17 protein-coding genes and 1 tRNA gene are annotated in these 16,854 nt (G+C 62.6%); 9 read left to right on the top strand and 9 right to left on the bottom strand.

The genetic code is table 11. The annotated features are described in order from the left end of the window. The first annotated feature begins 164 nt into the window (after window positions 1-164). Window positions 165-1,268: a PucR family transcriptional regulator gene (locus O6R08_RS04440; RefSeq protein WP_271419242.1), complete on the top strand. Its 1,104-nt coding sequence runs from the start codon at window positions 165-167 to the stop codon at window positions 1,266-1,268. 22 nt (window positions 1,269-1,290) lie between these two features. On the opposite strand, the gene O6R08_RS04435 is transcribed toward O6R08_RS04440, so the two are convergent. Further along, the gene (locus tag O6R08_RS04435) at window positions 1,291-2,658 is read right to left on the bottom strand and encodes a sugar porter family MFS transporter (RefSeq protein WP_408640133.1); all 1,368 of its coding nucleotides are present in this window, start codon (window positions 2,656-2,658) and stop codon (window positions 1,291-1,293) included. A gap of 236 nt (window positions 2,659-2,894) precedes the next feature. On the opposite strand from O6R08_RS04435, the gene O6R08_RS04430 reads away from it, so the two are divergent. The 6 genes from O6R08_RS04430 (at window position 2,895) to O6R08_RS04405 (ending at window position 7,902) form a co-directional block, all read left to right on the top strand. Next, complete coding sequence (locus O6R08_RS04430) at window positions 2,895-3,260, top strand: NifB/NifX family molybdenum-iron cluster-binding protein (protein ID WP_271418905.1); 366 nt, start codon at window positions 2,895-2,897, stop codon at window positions 3,258-3,260. Beyond that, window positions 3,257-4,171: a 2-dehydropantoate 2-reductase gene (locus O6R08_RS04425; protein WP_271418904.1), complete on the top strand. Its 915-nt coding sequence runs from the start codon at window positions 3,257-3,259 to the stop codon at window positions 4,169-4,171. Before O6R08_RS04430 ends, O6R08_RS04425 begins: the two co-directional genes overlap by 4 nt. A gap of 188 nt (window positions 4,172-4,359) precedes the next feature. Further along, complete coding sequence (locus O6R08_RS04420; protein ID WP_271419241.1) at window positions 4,360-5,232, top strand: ACP S-malonyltransferase; 873 nt, start codon at window positions 4,360-4,362, stop codon at window positions 5,230-5,232. Beyond that, entirely contained in the window at window positions 5,229-6,227 is a 999-nt protein-coding gene (locus tag O6R08_RS04415) for a beta-ketoacyl-ACP synthase III (RefSeq protein ID WP_271418903.1), read from the top strand. The genes O6R08_RS04420 and O6R08_RS04415 overlap by 4 nt, the downstream gene beginning before the upstream one ends. A gap of 82 nt (window positions 6,228-6,309) precedes the next feature. Next, window positions 6,310-6,555: an acyl carrier protein gene (locus O6R08_RS04410; RefSeq protein ID WP_271418902.1), complete on the top strand. Its 246-nt coding sequence runs from the start codon at window positions 6,310-6,312 to the stop codon at window positions 6,553-6,555. A gap of 72 nt (window positions 6,556-6,627) precedes the next feature. Further along, entirely contained in the window at window positions 6,628-7,902 is a 1,275-nt protein-coding gene (locus O6R08_RS04405; RefSeq protein ID WP_271418901.1) for a beta-ketoacyl-[acyl-carrier-protein] synthase family protein, read from the top strand. 54 nt (window positions 7,903-7,956) lie between these two features. Here the strand turns inward: O6R08_RS04405 and O6R08_RS04400 are convergent, their stop codons facing one another. The 6 genes from O6R08_RS04400 to O6R08_RS04375 form a co-directional block, all read right to left on the bottom strand. Beyond that, window positions 7,957-8,460: a DUF3145 family protein gene (locus O6R08_RS04400; protein WP_271418900.1), complete on the bottom strand. Its 504-nt coding sequence runs from the start codon at window positions 8,458-8,460 to the stop codon at window positions 7,957-7,959. Window positions 8,461-8,534: 74 nt separating this feature from the next. Then, window positions 8,535-9,254 (bottom strand): YggS family pyridoxal phosphate-dependent enzyme, encoded by a 720-nt coding sequence (locus O6R08_RS04395; protein WP_271418899.1) that lies wholly within the window; start codon window positions 9,252-9,254, stop codon window positions 8,535-8,537. 54 nt (window positions 9,255-9,308) lie between these two features. Further along, window positions 9,309-10,271 (bottom strand): VWA domain-containing protein, encoded by a 963-nt coding sequence (locus O6R08_RS04390; RefSeq protein WP_271418898.1) that lies wholly within the window; start codon window positions 10,269-10,271, stop codon window positions 9,309-9,311. Further along, window positions 10,262-11,236 carry a VWA domain-containing protein gene (locus O6R08_RS04385; protein ID WP_271418897.1) on the bottom strand — a complete coding sequence of 325 codons (975 nt, stop codon included), beginning with the start codon at window positions 11,234-11,236 and terminating at the stop codon, window positions 10,262-10,264. The genes O6R08_RS04390 and O6R08_RS04385 overlap by 10 nt, the downstream gene beginning before the upstream one ends. After that, window positions 11,233-12,237, bottom strand: a complete 1,005-nt coding sequence (locus O6R08_RS04380) for a DUF58 domain-containing protein (RefSeq protein ID WP_271419240.1) — start codon at window positions 12,235-12,237, stop codon at window positions 11,233-11,235. Before O6R08_RS04380 ends, O6R08_RS04385 begins: the two co-directional genes overlap by 4 nt. 48 nt (window positions 12,238-12,285) lie before the next feature. Beyond that, window positions 12,286-13,410 carry an AAA family ATPase gene (locus O6R08_RS04375; protein ID WP_333907908.1) on the bottom strand — a complete coding sequence of 375 codons (1,125 nt, stop codon included), beginning with the start codon at window positions 13,408-13,410 and terminating at the stop codon, window positions 12,286-12,288. 151 nt (window positions 13,411-13,561) lie between these two features. Here O6R08_RS04375 and O6R08_RS04370 point away from each other — a divergent pair, with 151 nt between their 5' ends. Beyond that, the gene (locus O6R08_RS04370) at window positions 13,562-14,446 is read left to right on the top strand and encodes a hypothetical protein (protein ID WP_271418896.1); all 885 of its coding nucleotides are present in this window, start codon (window positions 13,562-13,564) and stop codon (window positions 14,444-14,446) included. Next, on the top strand, window positions 14,446-15,243 hold the full coding sequence (locus O6R08_RS04365) for an HAD-IIB family hydrolase (protein ID WP_271418895.1): 798 nt from the start codon (window positions 14,446-14,448) through the stop codon (window positions 15,241-15,243). Before O6R08_RS04370 ends, O6R08_RS04365 begins: the two co-directional genes overlap by 1 nt. Before the next feature lie 146 nt (window positions 15,244-15,389). On the opposite strand, the gene O6R08_RS04360 is transcribed toward O6R08_RS04365, so the two are convergent. Both O6R08_RS04360 and O6R08_RS04355 read right to left on the bottom strand, forming a co-directional pair. Further along, a complete protein-coding gene (locus O6R08_RS04360; protein WP_065672635.1) occupies window positions 15,390-16,424 on the bottom strand; it encodes an esterase/lipase family protein in 1,035 nt (344 codons plus the stop codon). Between the two features lie 335 nt (window positions 16,425-16,759). Continuing rightward, window positions 16,760-16,833 (bottom strand) — tRNA-Ile (locus tag O6R08_RS04355). Between the last annotated feature and the right edge of the window lie 21 nt (window positions 16,834-16,854).

Raw genomic sequence — 16,854 nt, 5'->3', positions numbered from 1 at the left:
CCCCCACTAGAATGTCGGGAGTTTCGCCGAGGGAGGCTCAGGTGGCCAGGAACGACATCGCGACCACATCCGCACGCCGAACGTCGAGTACCGGACGCACCGTCGTGCCCTCTGATCGCACCCGCCGAGCCATCGCCAAACGCTTGGCCGCTCGCACCTCAGCCATGACGACTGCCACCCTTGAGGAGATGGGCCGTCGTCATTCCTGGTTCCGCGATCTCGCCGCCGAGGACAGGTCGTGGATTTCGATCGTGGCCCGTTCCGGCATTGACGGCTTCGTGAAGTGGTTTACTGACGATGACGCCAAGCCCTACTCCCCGACCGATGTCTTCGACGTCGCGCCGCGATCCATGACTCGCAAGATTTCCTTGCACCAGACCGTCGAACTCGTTAGAACGACGATCGACGCCGTCGAGGCGCAGATCGAGACCGAGATGCCACGCGGAGACCGTCAAGTACTGCGTACCGCGATCGTCCACTACTCCCGGGAAGTCGCTTTCGCAGCCGCCGAGGTGTACGCCCGAGCCGCCGAGCGGCGTGGCACCTGGGACGAGAGACTGGAATCCCTCGTCGTCGATGCCGTCGTCCGCGCCGACGCCGACGAACAGCTCATCTCCCGAGCATCCACCCTGGGATGGCGGCCCGGCATCAACCTGTGTGTCGTGGTGGGCCAAGCCCCGACCACCGAGCATGAACTCCACGTGCTGCGTCGCGACGGCGAGCGGATGCAGATGACGGTGCTGGCCGCCCTGCAGTCCGATCGCCTGGTCGTCATCCTCGCCAGTCCGAAACTTGTCGACGACCCCGCCGCCGTGGCCGCCACCGAGGCCCTGGCCGAGCATTTCGCACCCGGGCCCATCGTCGTGGGGCCGGTCGTCGCCGATCTCACCCTGGCACCGGCCTCCGCCCGCGCTGCTCTATCGGGGGCCCGGGCCGCCCGCGCCTGGCCAGAGGGTCCGCGAGTCATGGCCGCCATCGATCTTCTTCCAGAGCAAGTCCTCTCCGGCGACGCCGAGGCCACCGCGTGGCTTGTCAATGAGGTCTACACCCCCTTGGCTGCCGCCAGTGGGGACCTCATGGACACCACCGTCTCCTTCCTTGATCACGGCTGCTCGGTCGAAGGCACGGGGCGAGCCATGTTCATCCACCCGAACACGGTGCGTTACCGACTCAATCGAATCCAGGACGTGACCGGGTACTCCCCTTCCGACCCGCGAGAGGCCTACGTCCTGAGATTGGCCATCACCGTGGGGCGGCTGGCGAGCTGAGAGCGCGGGCCGGTCGTCGGGCTCATGCCATCGACGATGATTCAGTCTCAGGCCACCTGGCGCCGTTGTTCCAGTAGTCCTGGATTTCCTCGAGCGAACGACCAGAGGTTTCCGGGGCGTATCGCAGCAGGAATAGCAGCGCAATGACAAGCAGCCCACCGTATACGCCGAAGGTTCCCGCCAGTCCGATACCGTCGAGCATGACGGCCCCTAGCTGGGCAGTGATCGCATTAGCGACCAAGTCGGCAGTGAGCACCAAGGACGCACCGATCGATCGGTACCGAGCCGGGAAGATCTCACCCGCGTAGACCCATACGATTGAGCCGAAGCCAAAGGTGTATCCCATCGTGAACAACGACATGCCGATGAGGCCCATGACACCAGCCGCGGTGCCCTCGAATCCACTCATCAGATAGGTCACGATGAGAAGGATCGTCGCAAAGATCATCGTGGATATTCCGGTGATAAGCACAAACCGGCGTCCTACTTTATCAATAACCAGCATAGAGATGACAACACTGATCAACGACAAGAACTGAACCAGGGACGGCACGAGATAGGTCGTCGCTGTATCCGTGAACCCCATTCGAGAATAGATGCCAGGAGCGTAATAAATAGTGGCATTGATACCGGTGATCTGGATTGAGAATCCGAGCACAATAGCAAAAAGAGTAGTTCGGGCCATGCCGCCATGGAACATCTCACGCAATCTCTGCCACACAGATCCGTCGGGTTGGGACGACAATGAGTTGCGAATCTCGTCGAGGCTTGGTTCCACCAATTCTGCTGCTTCAATACGCTCCATGGCACGACGAGCTTCCTGCTCTCGCCCCTTGAGCATGTACCACGACGGGGTTTCTTCAGTGCGAAACAGCATCACCAAGACGACGAGTGCCGGGATAGCTGCTACACCAAGAATCCAACGCCACGTGTCAGTGGGCAGCAACAGGTACCCGACAAGGTAGCCCAAAATAATCCCGATGACGCACGTCACCTGATACGCCGTCGCCAACCCACCACGCCGAGACGCCGGGGCGGATTCAGCGATGAACACTGGGACGACTGTGATAGAAAGTCCAATAGTTATGCCCAAGAGGACTCGCATCGCAAGGAATGACCCAGCAGATGGAGAAACAGCCGTCAAGACAGCGAAAACAGTGTAGCCAGCAGCGATAATAATCATCGATTTCTTGCGTCCAATGGCATTAGCCATGGGTCCACCGATAATAGCGCCACCAATTTGACCCAGCACTGACGCCGTGTTGATACTGCTATAGATACCAAAGTCCCGTTTCACGAACTGCAACGCGGCAGCGGTGTTAGAGATATCATAACCGTAGGTAATTCCCAACGCTGCTGCTGTCACTGCGATGAAGATCGCTCGACGCATCTGGTTACTGTTCGCGGCACCATCTGTCTCATATCTGCTTGCCTTGACATCTCGCTGCACAGGGTCACTCGACGCCATAGCTGTCCTTTCTCTGGGGCACGGAACTTCACGCACGCAATAACCGGCATGACCAGCCCTTGAACACTACAGCTAATGATGGCCACCCGGCTTCCTCGCGCCGCGCGTGGCGGTTCTCTTGTCATCACACGTACCGTTCGGGAAGCTAGGCTCACGTTATGAACGTCATGATCCCGGTTCGCCCGGATGGCTCAGTGGAGCCTCGATTCGGTAAGGCCCCCATGGTGGCCGTCGCACAGGTCGACGATAACGGTCACGTCACGCAGTGGCAGACCTTCGAGGTGGAATGGGACCGCCTCCACGACGAGGGCACCGAGGGCAGTCATCATGCCCGCATCGTCCGTTTCCTGCGCGAGCACGAGGTTGTGGCGTGTGTGGCCACTCACGCCGGGATGGGGATGCAGCGCACCCTGGCCGCGATGAAGGTTCCGCTGCTGCCAGCCACGCTACCTGATGCCCGCGAATCGGTGGAGCATGCCATGGTCACCGCCTGCGCGGTCGCCCGGAAGGAAGCGGATTCATGAGGGTCGCAGTCATTGGCGCAGGAGCCATCGGCGCTTTCTACGGCGGAGTGCTAGCTGATGCCGGTGTCGACGTCTCTTTCATCGCACGAGGCACGACTTTGCAGGCCATTAAGGAGCATGGGCTGCGTATCGTCGGCGATACTGAGGTAACTCTCGACGTTCCCGTCACCGACAATGCCGCCGACATTGGGCCGGTTGACGTTGTGCTCATGTGCACCAAGACCTTCCAGGTTGCTGACGCCGCTCGCGCCTACCTGCCTGCTCTGCTAGGCCCTGACACCCTCGTCGTGACGACCCAGAATGGCGTCATGACACCACGGGTGCTGTCCGACATCATCGGTGCCGAGTATGTGGCCCCCGGCGTCTGCAGGGAATGGGTTAAGATCATCGAGCCGGGGCTCATCATGGATCTGGGCGGACCTCGGATGTTGGAGGTCTCGACGATGGACGACTCCCCCAACCCGATTATTGACCAGTTACGAACTGCCTGCGAGAAGGCCGGCCTCGTCTCCCCCGTCATTGACGACATCACCACCACGCTGTGGGTCAAGATGTGCTCGGTCGTCCCCCAGGGAGCCTGTGGAGCTGTCCTCGATGTCCCCCTCGGCGACCTGCTTGGCACCTACCGCGACATCCTTGCCCGGTGTATTGACGAAACGGCGCAGGTAGCTCGTGGACACGGTGCCGCGCTTCCCAACGACTTTGTTGAGAAGAACCTTGAGTTCCTTGCCGGGCAGGATCCTGCATCCACGACGTCCTTCCAGCGCGACATCCTTGCTGGCCGTGCGAGCGAGTACGCCGCCCAGGTCGGGGCCGTGCCCGGGCTGGGTCGAGAGGTGGGAGTCGACACCCCCATCAACGACGTCATGTCGGCCGTGCTGGGGCGCTGGGAGGCCAAGAATCGGGCCTGACACGAAGCAGACACCCATTTTTTGGAGGAACCCCCCTGTCTCTTTGTGGGAACCCTACAAAGGCGACCCTTGGTACTTCGTCGGTTCCATGTCTCGTGTCAGGCCCAGCCAAGGGGCACAGTGGGGATGTGCTTGCAATTGTCGCTCCGGGCCAGGGTGCCCAGAAACCAGGATTCCTGTCGGACTGGATGTCCGACCCCACCTTCTCTGACCACCTCGCGTGGTTGTCAGCGGTGGCCGACATTGATCTGGTGACCCACGGCACGACCTCCGACGAGGCGACCATCAAGGACACTGCTGTCGCCCAGCCGCTGCTCGTCGCTGCCGCGCTGGCGACCGGATGGTCGGTCGATCCGGAGATTTTCTCCCAGGCAGACCTGCTGGCCGGCCACTCCGTCGGCGAGATCGCTGCCGGCGCTGCTGCCGGTGCCTTCTCCGCTGAGGCCGCCATGGTTCTCGTCCGCGAACGTGGCCGCGCCATGGCCGAAGCTGCGTCTCGTACCGCCACCTCGATGACCGCCGTCATCGGTGGTAACCCTGACGAGGTCCTGTCAGCCATCGAGGCCGCCGGTCTCACACCTGCCAACCACAACGGCAAGGGACAGATCGTTGCCGCTGGCACCGTCGAGCAGCTCGAGGCCTTCGCCGCTGAACCTCCGGCTCGTACCCGACTGTTCCCGCTATCGGTTGCGGGAGCCTTCCACACTGTTCACATGGAGCCTGCAGTCGATCACCTCCGCGAGGTCGCCGCCGCCATGCCGACGACCACCCCATCGGTGGCCCTGTTGTCGAACCGCGACGGTGCTGTGGTCACGGATGGCCGCGAGTTCGCTGATCGCCTCGTCAATCAGGTTGCCCATCCGGTGCGTTGGGATTTGTGCATGGACACCATGGCCGAACGTGGCATCACTGGCCTGCTCGAACTCACCCCAGCTGGCACCCTGACGGGTATCGCCAAGCGCAACCTCAAGGGGGTTGAGCTGTTCAACCTCAACACCCCCGACCAGATCCCGGCTGCCCGCGAGTTCATCGCGGCCCATGCCGGCAAGGAGAATGCATGACCACCATCAAGACCCGCCCGATCAACAGGTACTCCACGTTCCTGTCCACCGGGTCAACCCGCGGATCGCGGGTCGTCACCAACGAGGAAATGTGCACCATGATCGACTCCACCCCGGAGTGGATCGAGCAGCGCACTGGTATCACCGAGCGTCGGTGGGCCACCGAGTCCCAGACCGTCTTGTCGATGGGTACCGAAGCTGCCCGCACCGCGCTGGAGCGCTCCGGCCTCGAGACCTCCCAGATCGACGCCATCATCGTCGCGACGGTGTCCCATCACCATCCCTCCCCCAGCCTGGCGACCTACATCGCCCGCGAGCTCGGCCTGGGCAATGCCGCAGCCTTCGACCTCAATGGCGCGTGCGCAGGATTCTGCTACTCGACTGCTCTGGCCGATTCGATGATCCGTACCGGATCTGCGAACCATGTCCTCGTCATCGGTGTCGAGAAGCTCTCCGAGATGATTAATCGTGACGACCGCTCGACGGCGTTCCTCTTCTCCGACGGCGCCGGGGCTGCGATCATCGGTGCCAGCGATGAGCCGGGAATCGGCCCGGTCGTGTGGGGGTCACGCTCCGACCAGCTCGAGACCATCGAGATCGAGGACTGGGCGAGCGCCAGCGCCGATCCCGCGAAGGTCCACCCCCTCATCCACATGGAGGGTCGCGCGGTCTTCAAGTGGGCCATGACCGACGTCGCCAAGCGTGCCGCTGAGGCGTTGGCCGAGGCCGGGATCACTCCCGAGGACCTCGACGTGTTCATCCCCCACCAGGCCAATGACCGCATCACCGACGTCATTTGCCGTCATCTCAAGCTGCCCGAGTCGGTGACGGTCTGCCACGACATCGCTGACATGGGAAATACCTCTGCAGCCTCAGTGCCGATCGCCATCGACCGTATGCTTCACCGTGGAGAGGCTCACAGCGGTGACCTCGCCCTCATCATCGGATTCGGAGCCGGGCTGGTCTATGCCGGCCAGGTCATCAGACTCCCCTGATCCCCATACCCATCCCACGAAGAAAACCCACACACTTCGGGTCGACGGCCCGGGGAAACCCCGAGAAAAAGGAACAACCATCATGGCTGACAAAGACCAGATCCTCGCCGACATGGCTGACATCGTCAACGACATCACCGGTGTCGACCAGTCCGAGGTCACCCTTGAGAAGTCCTTCGTCGACGACCTCGACGTCGACTCCCTCTCCATGGTCGAAATCATCTACGCCTGCGACGAGAAGTTCGGCGTCGAGATCCCCGACGAGGAGTCCAAGAACATCAAGACCGTTGGCGACGCCGTCAACTACGTCATCGAGCACAAGGACTGATTCCAGGGTGTCCGGGGCGGACCTGCCCCGGACACCGTCCCACCCCAACCCATCACCGACACTGGAGAATTCATGAGCGACGTCGTCATCACTGGTTTCGGGGCCACCACACCGTTGGGACCCGATGCCCCCACCACGTGGCAGGGGCTGCTGGAAGGCCGAAACGGGGTGCACACCCTCGATGTCGACTGGATCGACGACGTCCCCGTCACCTTCGCCGCCTCGGTGGTGGATGAGCCGACGAATCACATTCCGCGCCCCCAGGCCCGCCGCCTGGACCGTTCCAGCCAGCTGGCCCTCGTCGCTGCCAAGGAGGCCTGGGCCGACGCCGGCCTGGAGCTTCCCGAGCCCGACGACGAGACAGGTGCCTCCAACGGCATCGACCCCGAGCGTCTCGCGGTCTGCTGCGCCACCGGCATCGGCGGACTGCACTCCTTGCTGGGACAGTGGGACATCCAGAAGGACAAGGGATTCAAGCGGGTCAGCCCGTTCACCGTCCCCATGCTCATGGCCAACGCCCCGGCCGCCAACATCGGTCTCCTGGTGCACGCCAAGGCCGGCGTCCACACCCCGGTGTCGGCCTGTGCCTCCTCCTCGGAGGCCATCTCTCTGGGCCTGGACCAGATTCGTCTGGGCCGCGCCGACATTGCCGTCGTCGGTGGTGCTGAGGCCATCATTCACCCGCTGCCGGTGGCCGCCTTCGCCCAGATGAAGGCCCTGTCGACCCGCAACGACGACCCCGAACACGCCTCTCGTCCCTGGGATGTGGACCGTGACGGATTCGTCATTGGTGAGGGCGCGGCGATCATGGTCATCGAGACCCAGGAGCACGCCAAGGCCCGCGGTGCGAAGATCTACGGCACCCTCGTCGGTTCGGGCATCTCCGCCGACTCCCACGACATCGTCCAGCCCGATCCGACGGGTTCAGGCCAGGCATCCGCGATGCGCAAGGCCCTCCAATCGGCTGGACTGTCCCCCTCTGACGTCAAGCACGTCAACGCCCACGCCACCTCGACTCCGCTCGGCGACACCGCTGAGGCTCACTCCATCGCCGCGGTGCTGGGAGACGCCACCGATCAGGTACTCGTCACTGGTACCAAGTCGATGACCGGGCACTTGCTCGGTGGAGCTGGCGCCTTGGAGTCCTTCGCCTCGGTGATGGCCCTGTTGGATCGCAAGGTTCCCGGCACCATCAACGTCAACCAGCTCGAGGAGGGGCTCGAGGTCAACATCGCCACAGAGACGACTGACCTGCCCGCCGGTGATCTCGTTGCCCTCAACAACTCCTTCGGGTTTGGGGGCCACAACGTCACCTTGGCGTTCAGTAACGCCAACGCCACCCGCTGACAGACGTGATGAGGCCCCGGTCACCAGTGGTGGCCGGGGCCTCAGCACATTCCGTCAGCTGACCTGGCGAGACAGCCACGACACGTCCACCGACGGGTCACACGCCCGATAGGCCTCCAACTCGACATCCCAGGGCTCACCGAGCAAATCACAGATCTCGTCCTCAAGCCGAAGGCCTGTCCTGCGTGACGCCGTCATGGCGGCACGCAACCTCATCTCGTCGACGAGGACCGATCCAGCCTCGTCGGTGTGCGCGGAGAAAATACCCAAGCTCGGGGTGACGCTCCACCGGTGCGGAACGCCTCCAGTCTGCACGGTCATCTCGACGCGGACCCGCTGCCATGCTGCGACCGTGGAGATGAACCGCTGCGCATCGACGACGTCGCCACGCCACGGGGTTTCCGCTCGCCAGCTTCCGGGCTCCACGGGCTGGCTGGTCCAGCGCAGCGGTGCGGGCATGGCAAATGCGGCATCGGCGGCCCATTCGATGTGGCTGCGCAATGCCGTCGGCGCCGAGTGGATGAAGAGGGTTCCACTGGCCAGCTGTGTTGTTTCCACGGTCGTCCTCCCGATACCACGTGCCTTCCCCTGCAGTGGTGCGGTACGGACACATCAACCATAGACGACCGGGTTCATCGATGCCAGATCTTGGCGGGGTCGGTTCTGGCCCCGAAGATGTCGGTGCCGATACGCACCTGGGTGGATCCATGGGCGACCGCGATCTCCAAATCTGACGACATCCCCATGGACAGTTGCGCCCAGTCGGAGACCTCGTTGACCTCCTGACGCAGCTTGTCCTGCACGCCGACCACGACGTCGAAGCAGTCAGCCACCGCCTTCGGGTCGGGGCTGTTGAGAGCCACCGTCATGAGGCCGCGCACGTCCAAGGAGTCGGAGACGGCCAGTTTCTTGGCGAAATCGACGGCCTGCTCGGGAGCTATACCGGATTTCTGCGGTTCGCCCGAGGAGTTCACCTGAACCAGGACACGGAGTTGTCGTCCCTCGATCTGCAACCTCTTGTCGAGTTCGTGGGCCACCTTGAGGGAGTCCAGGGCCTGGAACTCGGTGGCGAATCGGGCAACATACTTGGCCTTGTTGGTCTGCAGACCGCCGATGATGGCCCACTGCAGCCCAGGGTGATCGGCATCCATGAGCTCGGACTTCGCCAGGGCGTCCTGCACGATGTTCTCCCCGAACAGTCGGTAGCCCGCCTGATACGCCTCCTCCACCATGCTCGGCGGCTTGGTCTTGGACACCGGCAGCAGGGACACGTCGCTGGGGTCGCGATGACAGGCGCGGCACGCCTCATCGATGCGGGAACGGACAGCCGTGAGATTGTCGGCCACGCTCATGGTGACTCCTTGTACGAAGATGTTGAAGAATCTACTCTCCGCGCTGACGGCCGATCAGGGCCAACGGGCACACAGGGTGACCACGGATGCCGCCGTCAACACCATGAGAGCCACGGCAACGCCGACGTAGGTGTGAGTGACCTCGCCATAGACCTTCTCGTAACCGACCGACTGGGCGATCGACTTGTAGACCTCGGAGAGTTCGCCCAAGGATTCGGCGGAGAACTTCTCACCACCCGAGGCCTTCGCCACTGCGGCGAGCTCGTAGTGGTTGACCGGAACACCCTGGCGCTGACCATTCTCGACGACGTATCCGTTGGCGGTTCCATAGGCGATGGTGTAGACGGGCACGTGATTGCTTCCGGCATCCTTGGCGGCTTCCACGGAGGGACGCCCCACGTTGGTGGCGCCATCAGACAACAGCACAATCGCCGCAGGAGGTTTTTGTCCAGGATGTTTCGGGTCGTCAGGGACAAGTTTCACGGCGTTGAGGGAGGAATAAATCCCCTCGCCAATGGCGGTGGACGGCATGACCTGGAGGTTGGAGATCGCGTTCGCCACCGCAGCTCGGTCGGTGGTGGGAGGCACCACGATCTGGGCAGAGGCCGCGAACTTCACCAGCGAGACATTGAATCGGGGCGGCAGATCCCCCAGAAAGTCCTTGGCAGCGGTCTTGGCCGCAGACAGCCGGGAGGGGTCGACGTCAGTGGCCACCATCGACCGTGAGACGTCAATGGCAACAACGATCGTGGCTCGGTCGCGCGGCACATCGTGATAGGCCTTCGGTTCGGCGAAGGCCAGCGCCATCGTGGCCATCGACATCATCGACAGACCCATCGCCAGATGCCGCTTCCACGGACGCGAACTGGGCAGCAACCTCTTGAGCTCGTTGCGGCCCTGACGAGGCTGGCGACGCCACACGAGGACGATGAGATAGACGACAAGAAATGCAAGCGGCACCAACAGCCACCACAGGCGCTCCGGACGCCCAAAAGCAATGAGGGTCATCATGGCCATCTCACCGCCACCGACATCGTTGTCAGACCTGAGACGACGGCGAAGCAGAAGGCGTAGAAGGCCCAGATTGCCGTCACCTCCTTCTTGACCGGTTCATAACCCACCGAGGAATGCACCTGCTTGTAGACCTCCTGGAGCTTGTCAGCCGAGTCGGCAGTCCACGACTGGGCGCCGGTACGTTCGGCGATGTCGGACAACGCCTTGGTGTCGGGAGCGACGCGCTCGCGGGTTCCATCGACGTCGACGTACCCGGTCTCGGTGCCGAAGGCGATGGTGTACACCGGCACCTTTTCGGCAACGGCGCGGTTGGCGGCCACCAGCGGAGAACTGCCCTGGGTGTTGCCGCCGTCACTGAGCATGACGATCGCTGCCGGGATAGGATCCTTGGAATCCTTGGCCCCAGGAGCCATCTTGACGGCATCGAGGGACTTCTCGATGGCCCCGCCCAAGGAGGTGCCGTCCTGCAGGTCGATGCCGTCGACAGCTCGCAGGACGGTGGGTCGGTCGGTCGAGGGTGGCATGCGGATCTCGGAATGCTCAGCGATACTGACCACCGCCACGTTGAACCCGTCCGGAAGACTGTTGATGAAGTCCTTGGCCTTGGTCTTGGCCGCTGCCAGGCGATTGGGCGACACGTCCTCAGCCTTCATGGACAAGGAGGCGTCGATGGCGACGACGATGGTGGCGCGGTTGCGGGGAACCTTCTCGATGCCCATGGGCCGGGCCCACGCAAAGATGGTCGTCGCCAGGCACATCAGCGCAGCGGCGACGGCAATATGCCTCTTCCATTGCGACTGTTTGTTCATGACCGAGCCGAGAATCCCGGTATTGGTGAACCTCATCGCCGTGGAGCGACTGCGATACAGGGCCCAGATGTAGAAGCCCAGCAGCACCGGGATGATGAGCAGGAGCCACAACACGGCCGGCGTCTTGACCTCAGGCAGGCCCAGGAACAATGGCGTCATTTCGTCACCCCCTGCGGAGGCTGATGCAGGATCGCCGCAGTGCGGCGGTACCCGAGCACGAAGCGGGCAATGTCGGTGACCCAGTCGGAGTCGGTGCGCAATTGCAGGTGTCCTGCTCCGGCTCGGCGGATAGCAGCCGCAACCCGCTGACGCTGGACCTGGGAGGCCGCGTTCATGCGCTCCCGGGTGGCCTTGTTGGAGGTGTTGACGTAGTGGGCGAAGGAGGTTTCAGGATCTTCGACCAGGACGTCGCCCACGTCGGGGAAGTCGACCTCGGCGGCGTCGACGACCTCGATGCACAGCACCTGGTTGCGCACTGACAAACGCCGCAAGGAGCGTTCCCAGTCGGGACGATTATTGGGATCAATGGTGCTGTCGCCTGGGGAGAGGAAGTCCGAGACGACAACCTTCATGCCGCGACGTCGCCCTGAGGCCGCCAGGTTCTCGATTCCCTTGGCCAAGGTCATGTCGCCAGTGGCATTGTCGGCCACAATCGGGTCGGTCAGCATTGAGCGCAGCAGGCCGTAGAGCGCGGTTCTGCCGGAGCGGGCCGGCAGACGACGCACCGAGTCTGGCCTCATGATGAGCCCACCGAAACGGTCCCCCATTCGCTGGGACAAGAACCCGATGGTGGCAATCGCTGCGATGCCCAGATCACGTTTCGTCATCGACACCGTGCCCCAGTTCATCGATCCGGTGACGTCCAGCAGGGCCCACACCTCGAGTTCGCGGTCGGCGATGGTCTCGCGAACGTGGGGAACAGTGGTACGAGCCGTGACGGCCCAATCCATCATGCGCACGTCGTCCTGGCCAGGCTCGTAGGGGCGGGCGTCGTTGACGTCAGCACCTGCCCCCGGAAGCAGGCCAAGATGGTCTCCGTGCAGGAACCCTTCCAGACGGCGCACGATCGTCAGCTCCAGACGGCGCAGCGCAGCCTCGGGGGCCAGCTGGTTGAGCGGCACCGTCGCACCGGTGGGCGGACTCACCAGGGTCTGCGCCACCGATGACGGCTGCGGATCGCGGAATGTTGGTCGCGTCATGGAGCTGACTCAGAACTGGGCAGGCGGGATCGTGGGAGCGGGATACTGGGCCGGGTCGCCGGGGTAGCTGTGCTGCTGGTGGGAGGCCTCACGCTGATCCTCGTCCCACACCGGGGTGGGAGGCGGAACCATGGCGACGACCCGCTCGATGACGTCAGCGGCCGAGACATTGTCGGCGATGGCGTCGAAGCTCAGTACCAGGCGGTGAGCCATGACGTCGACGGCGACGGCCTGGACGTCAGTGGGAAGGACGTAGTCACGTCCGTGAACGAGAGCCAACGCGCGGGCAGCGGCAACCAGACCGAGGGTGGCTCGTGGGGAGCAGCCGATCTGGATGACGTTGGCGAGGTCCGGCATCCCGAAATCGCCGGGGTTACGGGTGGCCAGCACCAACCGGACGACGTATTCGGCGACGAGATTGTGGACGAAGACGTCGGAGGCCATGTCCTGCAGGGCGATGACAGCCTTGGGTGTGAGCACTCGCTGAGGTTTGGGAGCCTTGACGCTCATCCGGCGCAGGATCTCGAACTCCTCGTTGCCGCGCGGGTAGGGGACGTCGATCTTGAGCAAGAAGCGGTCGCGCTGAGCTTCCGGAAGTGGGTAGACGCCCTCGGACTCTACCGGGTTCTGGGTGGCGATGACGCTGAAGGGGTGCGGGGCGGGGAAGGTCTGGCCTGCGATGGAGACCTGCTTTTCCGCCATAAGCTCGAGCATGGCCGACTGCACCTTGGCCGGTGCTCGGTTGATCTCGTCAGCCAGCACGAAGTTGACGAAGACCGGGCCGAGCTCGACGTCGAAGGTCTCCTTGGATGCCGAGTAGATGCGGGTGCCAACGATGTCGGAGGGGACGAGGTCAGGGGTGAACTGCACACGGGCGAAGTCACCGCCGAGGACCGTGGCGAAGGAGCGCACCGCCAAGGTCTTGGCGACACCGGGGACACCTTCGAGGAGGATGTGGCCCTTGGCCAACACACCGACCATGAGCTGCTCGACCATGCGCTCCTGGCCGACGATGACCCGCTGAACCTGCCCGATGGCCTGGCCGATGAGTTGAGCGGCCTCATCATTGGACATCGGGCCATTCTGATTGCCCTTGCCGATGTCCTGACCATCCGAGTAGTGCTGGGTGCTCACTGACGTCTCCTGCCTGACTGGTGCAAGACCCGCGACGGGTCCACACTCACGATACCGTCAGAGTGCCGTAGCCCGACAACGGCGAGAAATCACCGGGTGCGAACACGTGTTGTTGGGAGGTCGGGGCTGGAATGTGGTGAGATGGTGGGCGATGTCGAGTAACCCGTGGCCTGTAGGGGCCCTGCCACTAGAACCGTGTGACCCGCCAAGGGTGGACGAGTTCTGGCTCGACGTCCGTGTTCTTGCGACGCCTTCGGGCACCGTGTACCGCGCCCACGATGACCAGGGACAGCCCGTTCTGGTCATTTTGTTGTCTCACGGAGCCACCAGCGATCCGGGTTCCTGGGATCGATTGGCCGGAGAGGTCAACCACCTGCACTCCGATACCGTCATCGCCCGGGGTGGCCCGGGGCAGGATTCTGGACGCTTGGGCAGGTTGTACCGCCCGGTGACCGGTCCGGATGGCGCCGCCGGCGAGTCCCTGGCTCCCTGGGTGGCCTTGGTGTACGACGGCTCCGCCGCAGCGGTGGCCGAGGCCAGGCGCATCCTGGAAGCCGTCGACATGTCAACCCTGTCGGGATCATCGCCAGCAGGCCCAGATTTCCGGTTGCACTGGATCGACGACACTCTCCCCGGTCGGGTGCGAACGTGGCCGCTGCCGTGGCCTGGCCGTCGCGACAAGGCTGGTTGGTCGACGACTGTGGTGGCATGGCTGTTGACGATCTTCATCGCTCTGACGGGTCTGCTCATCGCGGTGCTGTTGTTCCAGAACGTGCCGCCCGCTCCCCCACCACCCCCGGTTCCGACCTCAGCCTCGTCGACCAGTTCGGCCAACAGTTCCTCGAGCCCGAGCCCGGATCAAAGTTCGAGCGAGAGCCCCTCGCCGTCGACGGGTGACAGCTCCTCACCGAACGAGTCACGCAGTCCGTCAAACAATCCATCCGTGTCTGGGTCTCGCACCCCGTCGATGTCCACGCCGGGGAACAGTGGCTCCGGAACGTCCTCGGCATCCCCGACTGGTCGAAGGAGGTTGTGATGGTCTCACTCATTGCCACCGATTTGGACGGCACTTTTCTGGGCGCCGACAAGATGCCCAGCGCCGAGAACACTGCGGCGATGCTCGCGGCAGCCGAGGCGGGGATCCACGTCGTCTTCGCCACTGGCCGTCCGTACCGCTGGTTGACGGTTCTCGAGCCATTTCGGTCCGTCCATCCGACCCTGCTGGCCTCCAATGGGGCGGTGAGCGTCGATGCCGCGACCGGCGAGGTCCTCCATGACATCTTCATGAGTCCTGCCGATGCCGCCCAGATCATCGCGGACGTGCGCAATGCCCTACCTGAAGCGCTGTTCTGCACCGAGGAGGCCACTCAGTGGTTCGCTGACGAGGGATTCGATCGCTGGAAGATCGGCGGTCCGCCCGACGGTGAGGGTCCGATCGAGAACTTCTTGGGTACCGATCATCGTATCGTCAAGTTGTTGGTCCGAGCTCTTGACGTCCCCAGTGAGGCCCTTTTCGACGTCGTCGCTCCCATCGTGGGCGACCGCGGCACGGCGACTTTTTCCGCCACCATGACGAACGGTCTCGTGGAGATCGCGGCTCCCGGGGTTTCGAAGGGAATGGCGTTGGCCCAGGTCTGTCAAGATCTCGGCATTGACCCATCTGACGCCGCAGCTTTTGGTGATATGCCCAACGATCTCACCATGCTGGAGTTAGTGGGACATCCGTATGTTGTCTCGGACGCCCACCCAATACTGCGTGATCGTGGATTCCCCATCATCGGAAACCATGACGAGTCTGCGGTAGGACGACAGATACGTATTTTGCTGGGTTAATTCGCGTCCTGGCCAATCCAGTGCAGCCCCTCATACTTGTGAGTCATAGCACTCGACCACCACCATGACATCGTTCACGCTGGCTGCCAGGATGGCAACCAGCGCGAACAGGACTCATCACACCAATGGAGCAACAGCGATAACGATCACTGGATGTACCCCGGCACGTATACGCAGCGGATGGCCTTGGCCTTGTCAGGAAGCAACGTGTTGAAGACGACCTGGAAGGCAACGGGGTCATAGGTGAACCCGAAATGATCCGTGTGGTCCTTGGCACACACTGATTGCATGGTGATATTCGTTACTCCAGGCTCACGGATGAATGCGTTGGTGTATGGAGTCACCACATCGTCATACTTGGTACTGATGACGGTGTACCGGACACCCGGTGCGGTCATCCCACCGTCATTGAGTTCACCCAGGAAGCGAGAGCCCGCAAGCTGCTGCGGAAGCGACTCATAGTTGTGTTTATCCGCATAGTTCTGCAAAGCCCGAGCGCTCAGGCTTCCGGGCCGGTCGAGGCCAACGGAAGTAGCCAAACCGTAGACACTGGTGCCTTTATTGGAGGGGACGAGACCAATCAGATGGTTGACGACCCGATCTCCTCCAAACCACTTGATATAGGCACGAGGGAGGGGGCCTCCACCCTGGGAATGCCCCACCAGGTCAACCTTTTCGGCTCCGGTCGCGGCCCGTACTTTCTCAACGTAGTGGGCCAGAAACGCGGCACTGGAACGAATGTCGCCAGCGGTGGCAGCCCATTCGCGATCAGGGTTCGTTTGAATGTTGTAGTTGAAGGTGAATACGCACAGACCGGCCAATTTGAGCTCCGGCGCGTAATATGACCACGTGGCGAATGCGTCCTCACCGGTGCCAGGGATGAGGACGACGGGTCGAGTACCTGGCGCAGGCTTACACGTGAAATCGTTAGCTCCCTTTGGATTCGTACCCACATGCGCGTGTGAATACTGGGAAGCCACCGGCCAGGTGCGAAACTGCGGCCCCGTGCCACTCGACGGAACGCCATCCGGGCTGTGCGGAGCAGCGACGCCACCGGGATGATCGGGAGTGATTCCCGAGTCCGTAGCCCATGAGGTGCCGGCTGCCATCGTCATCGGTAGCGCAGTAGCTGCCGCAGTGAGGACGGCAAGAACCGACCTACGTAGCTTGGTAGATCTCATGAATGACACTCCTTGTCGATCAATAACCTGGCTCCAATGCCCAGGCGACGATCACGCTACCGAGGGGATGGCGCATTTCAGTACACCATTGACAAAACGACCAATTGTGCAGCACCAAGGCATCTCAACGCACAGTTTTTCGCTTCACGGTAGACTCATATGCGTCATTTAACTGACACCCGAACATCCGATTGAATAATTCATTTCATCATGCGAATGAATGACCGCCCACATCATCTTCGCTCCGGGTTCGACGGACGATTTCACATCTCGACGCCGCGGAACCCATAACCGCAGTGGCGAGCTGCCCGGGCAAATTGCAGGATCGGATGGAGTGGGGCGTGCGGGGCTCGAACCCGCGACCCAGGGATTATGAGTCCCCTGCTCTGACCGGCTGAGCTAACGCCCCGAGACGAATGATTACCTTACC

The organism is Cutibacterium equinum (genome assembly GCF_028021195.1).
In the GTDB taxonomy this organism is placed as follows: Bacteria; Actinomycetota; Actinomycetes; order Propionibacteriales; family Propionibacteriaceae; genus Cutibacterium; species Cutibacterium equinum.
Note: the sequence above shows the minus strand (reverse complement) of the source record. Positions and strands in the feature narration are given on the sequence as shown.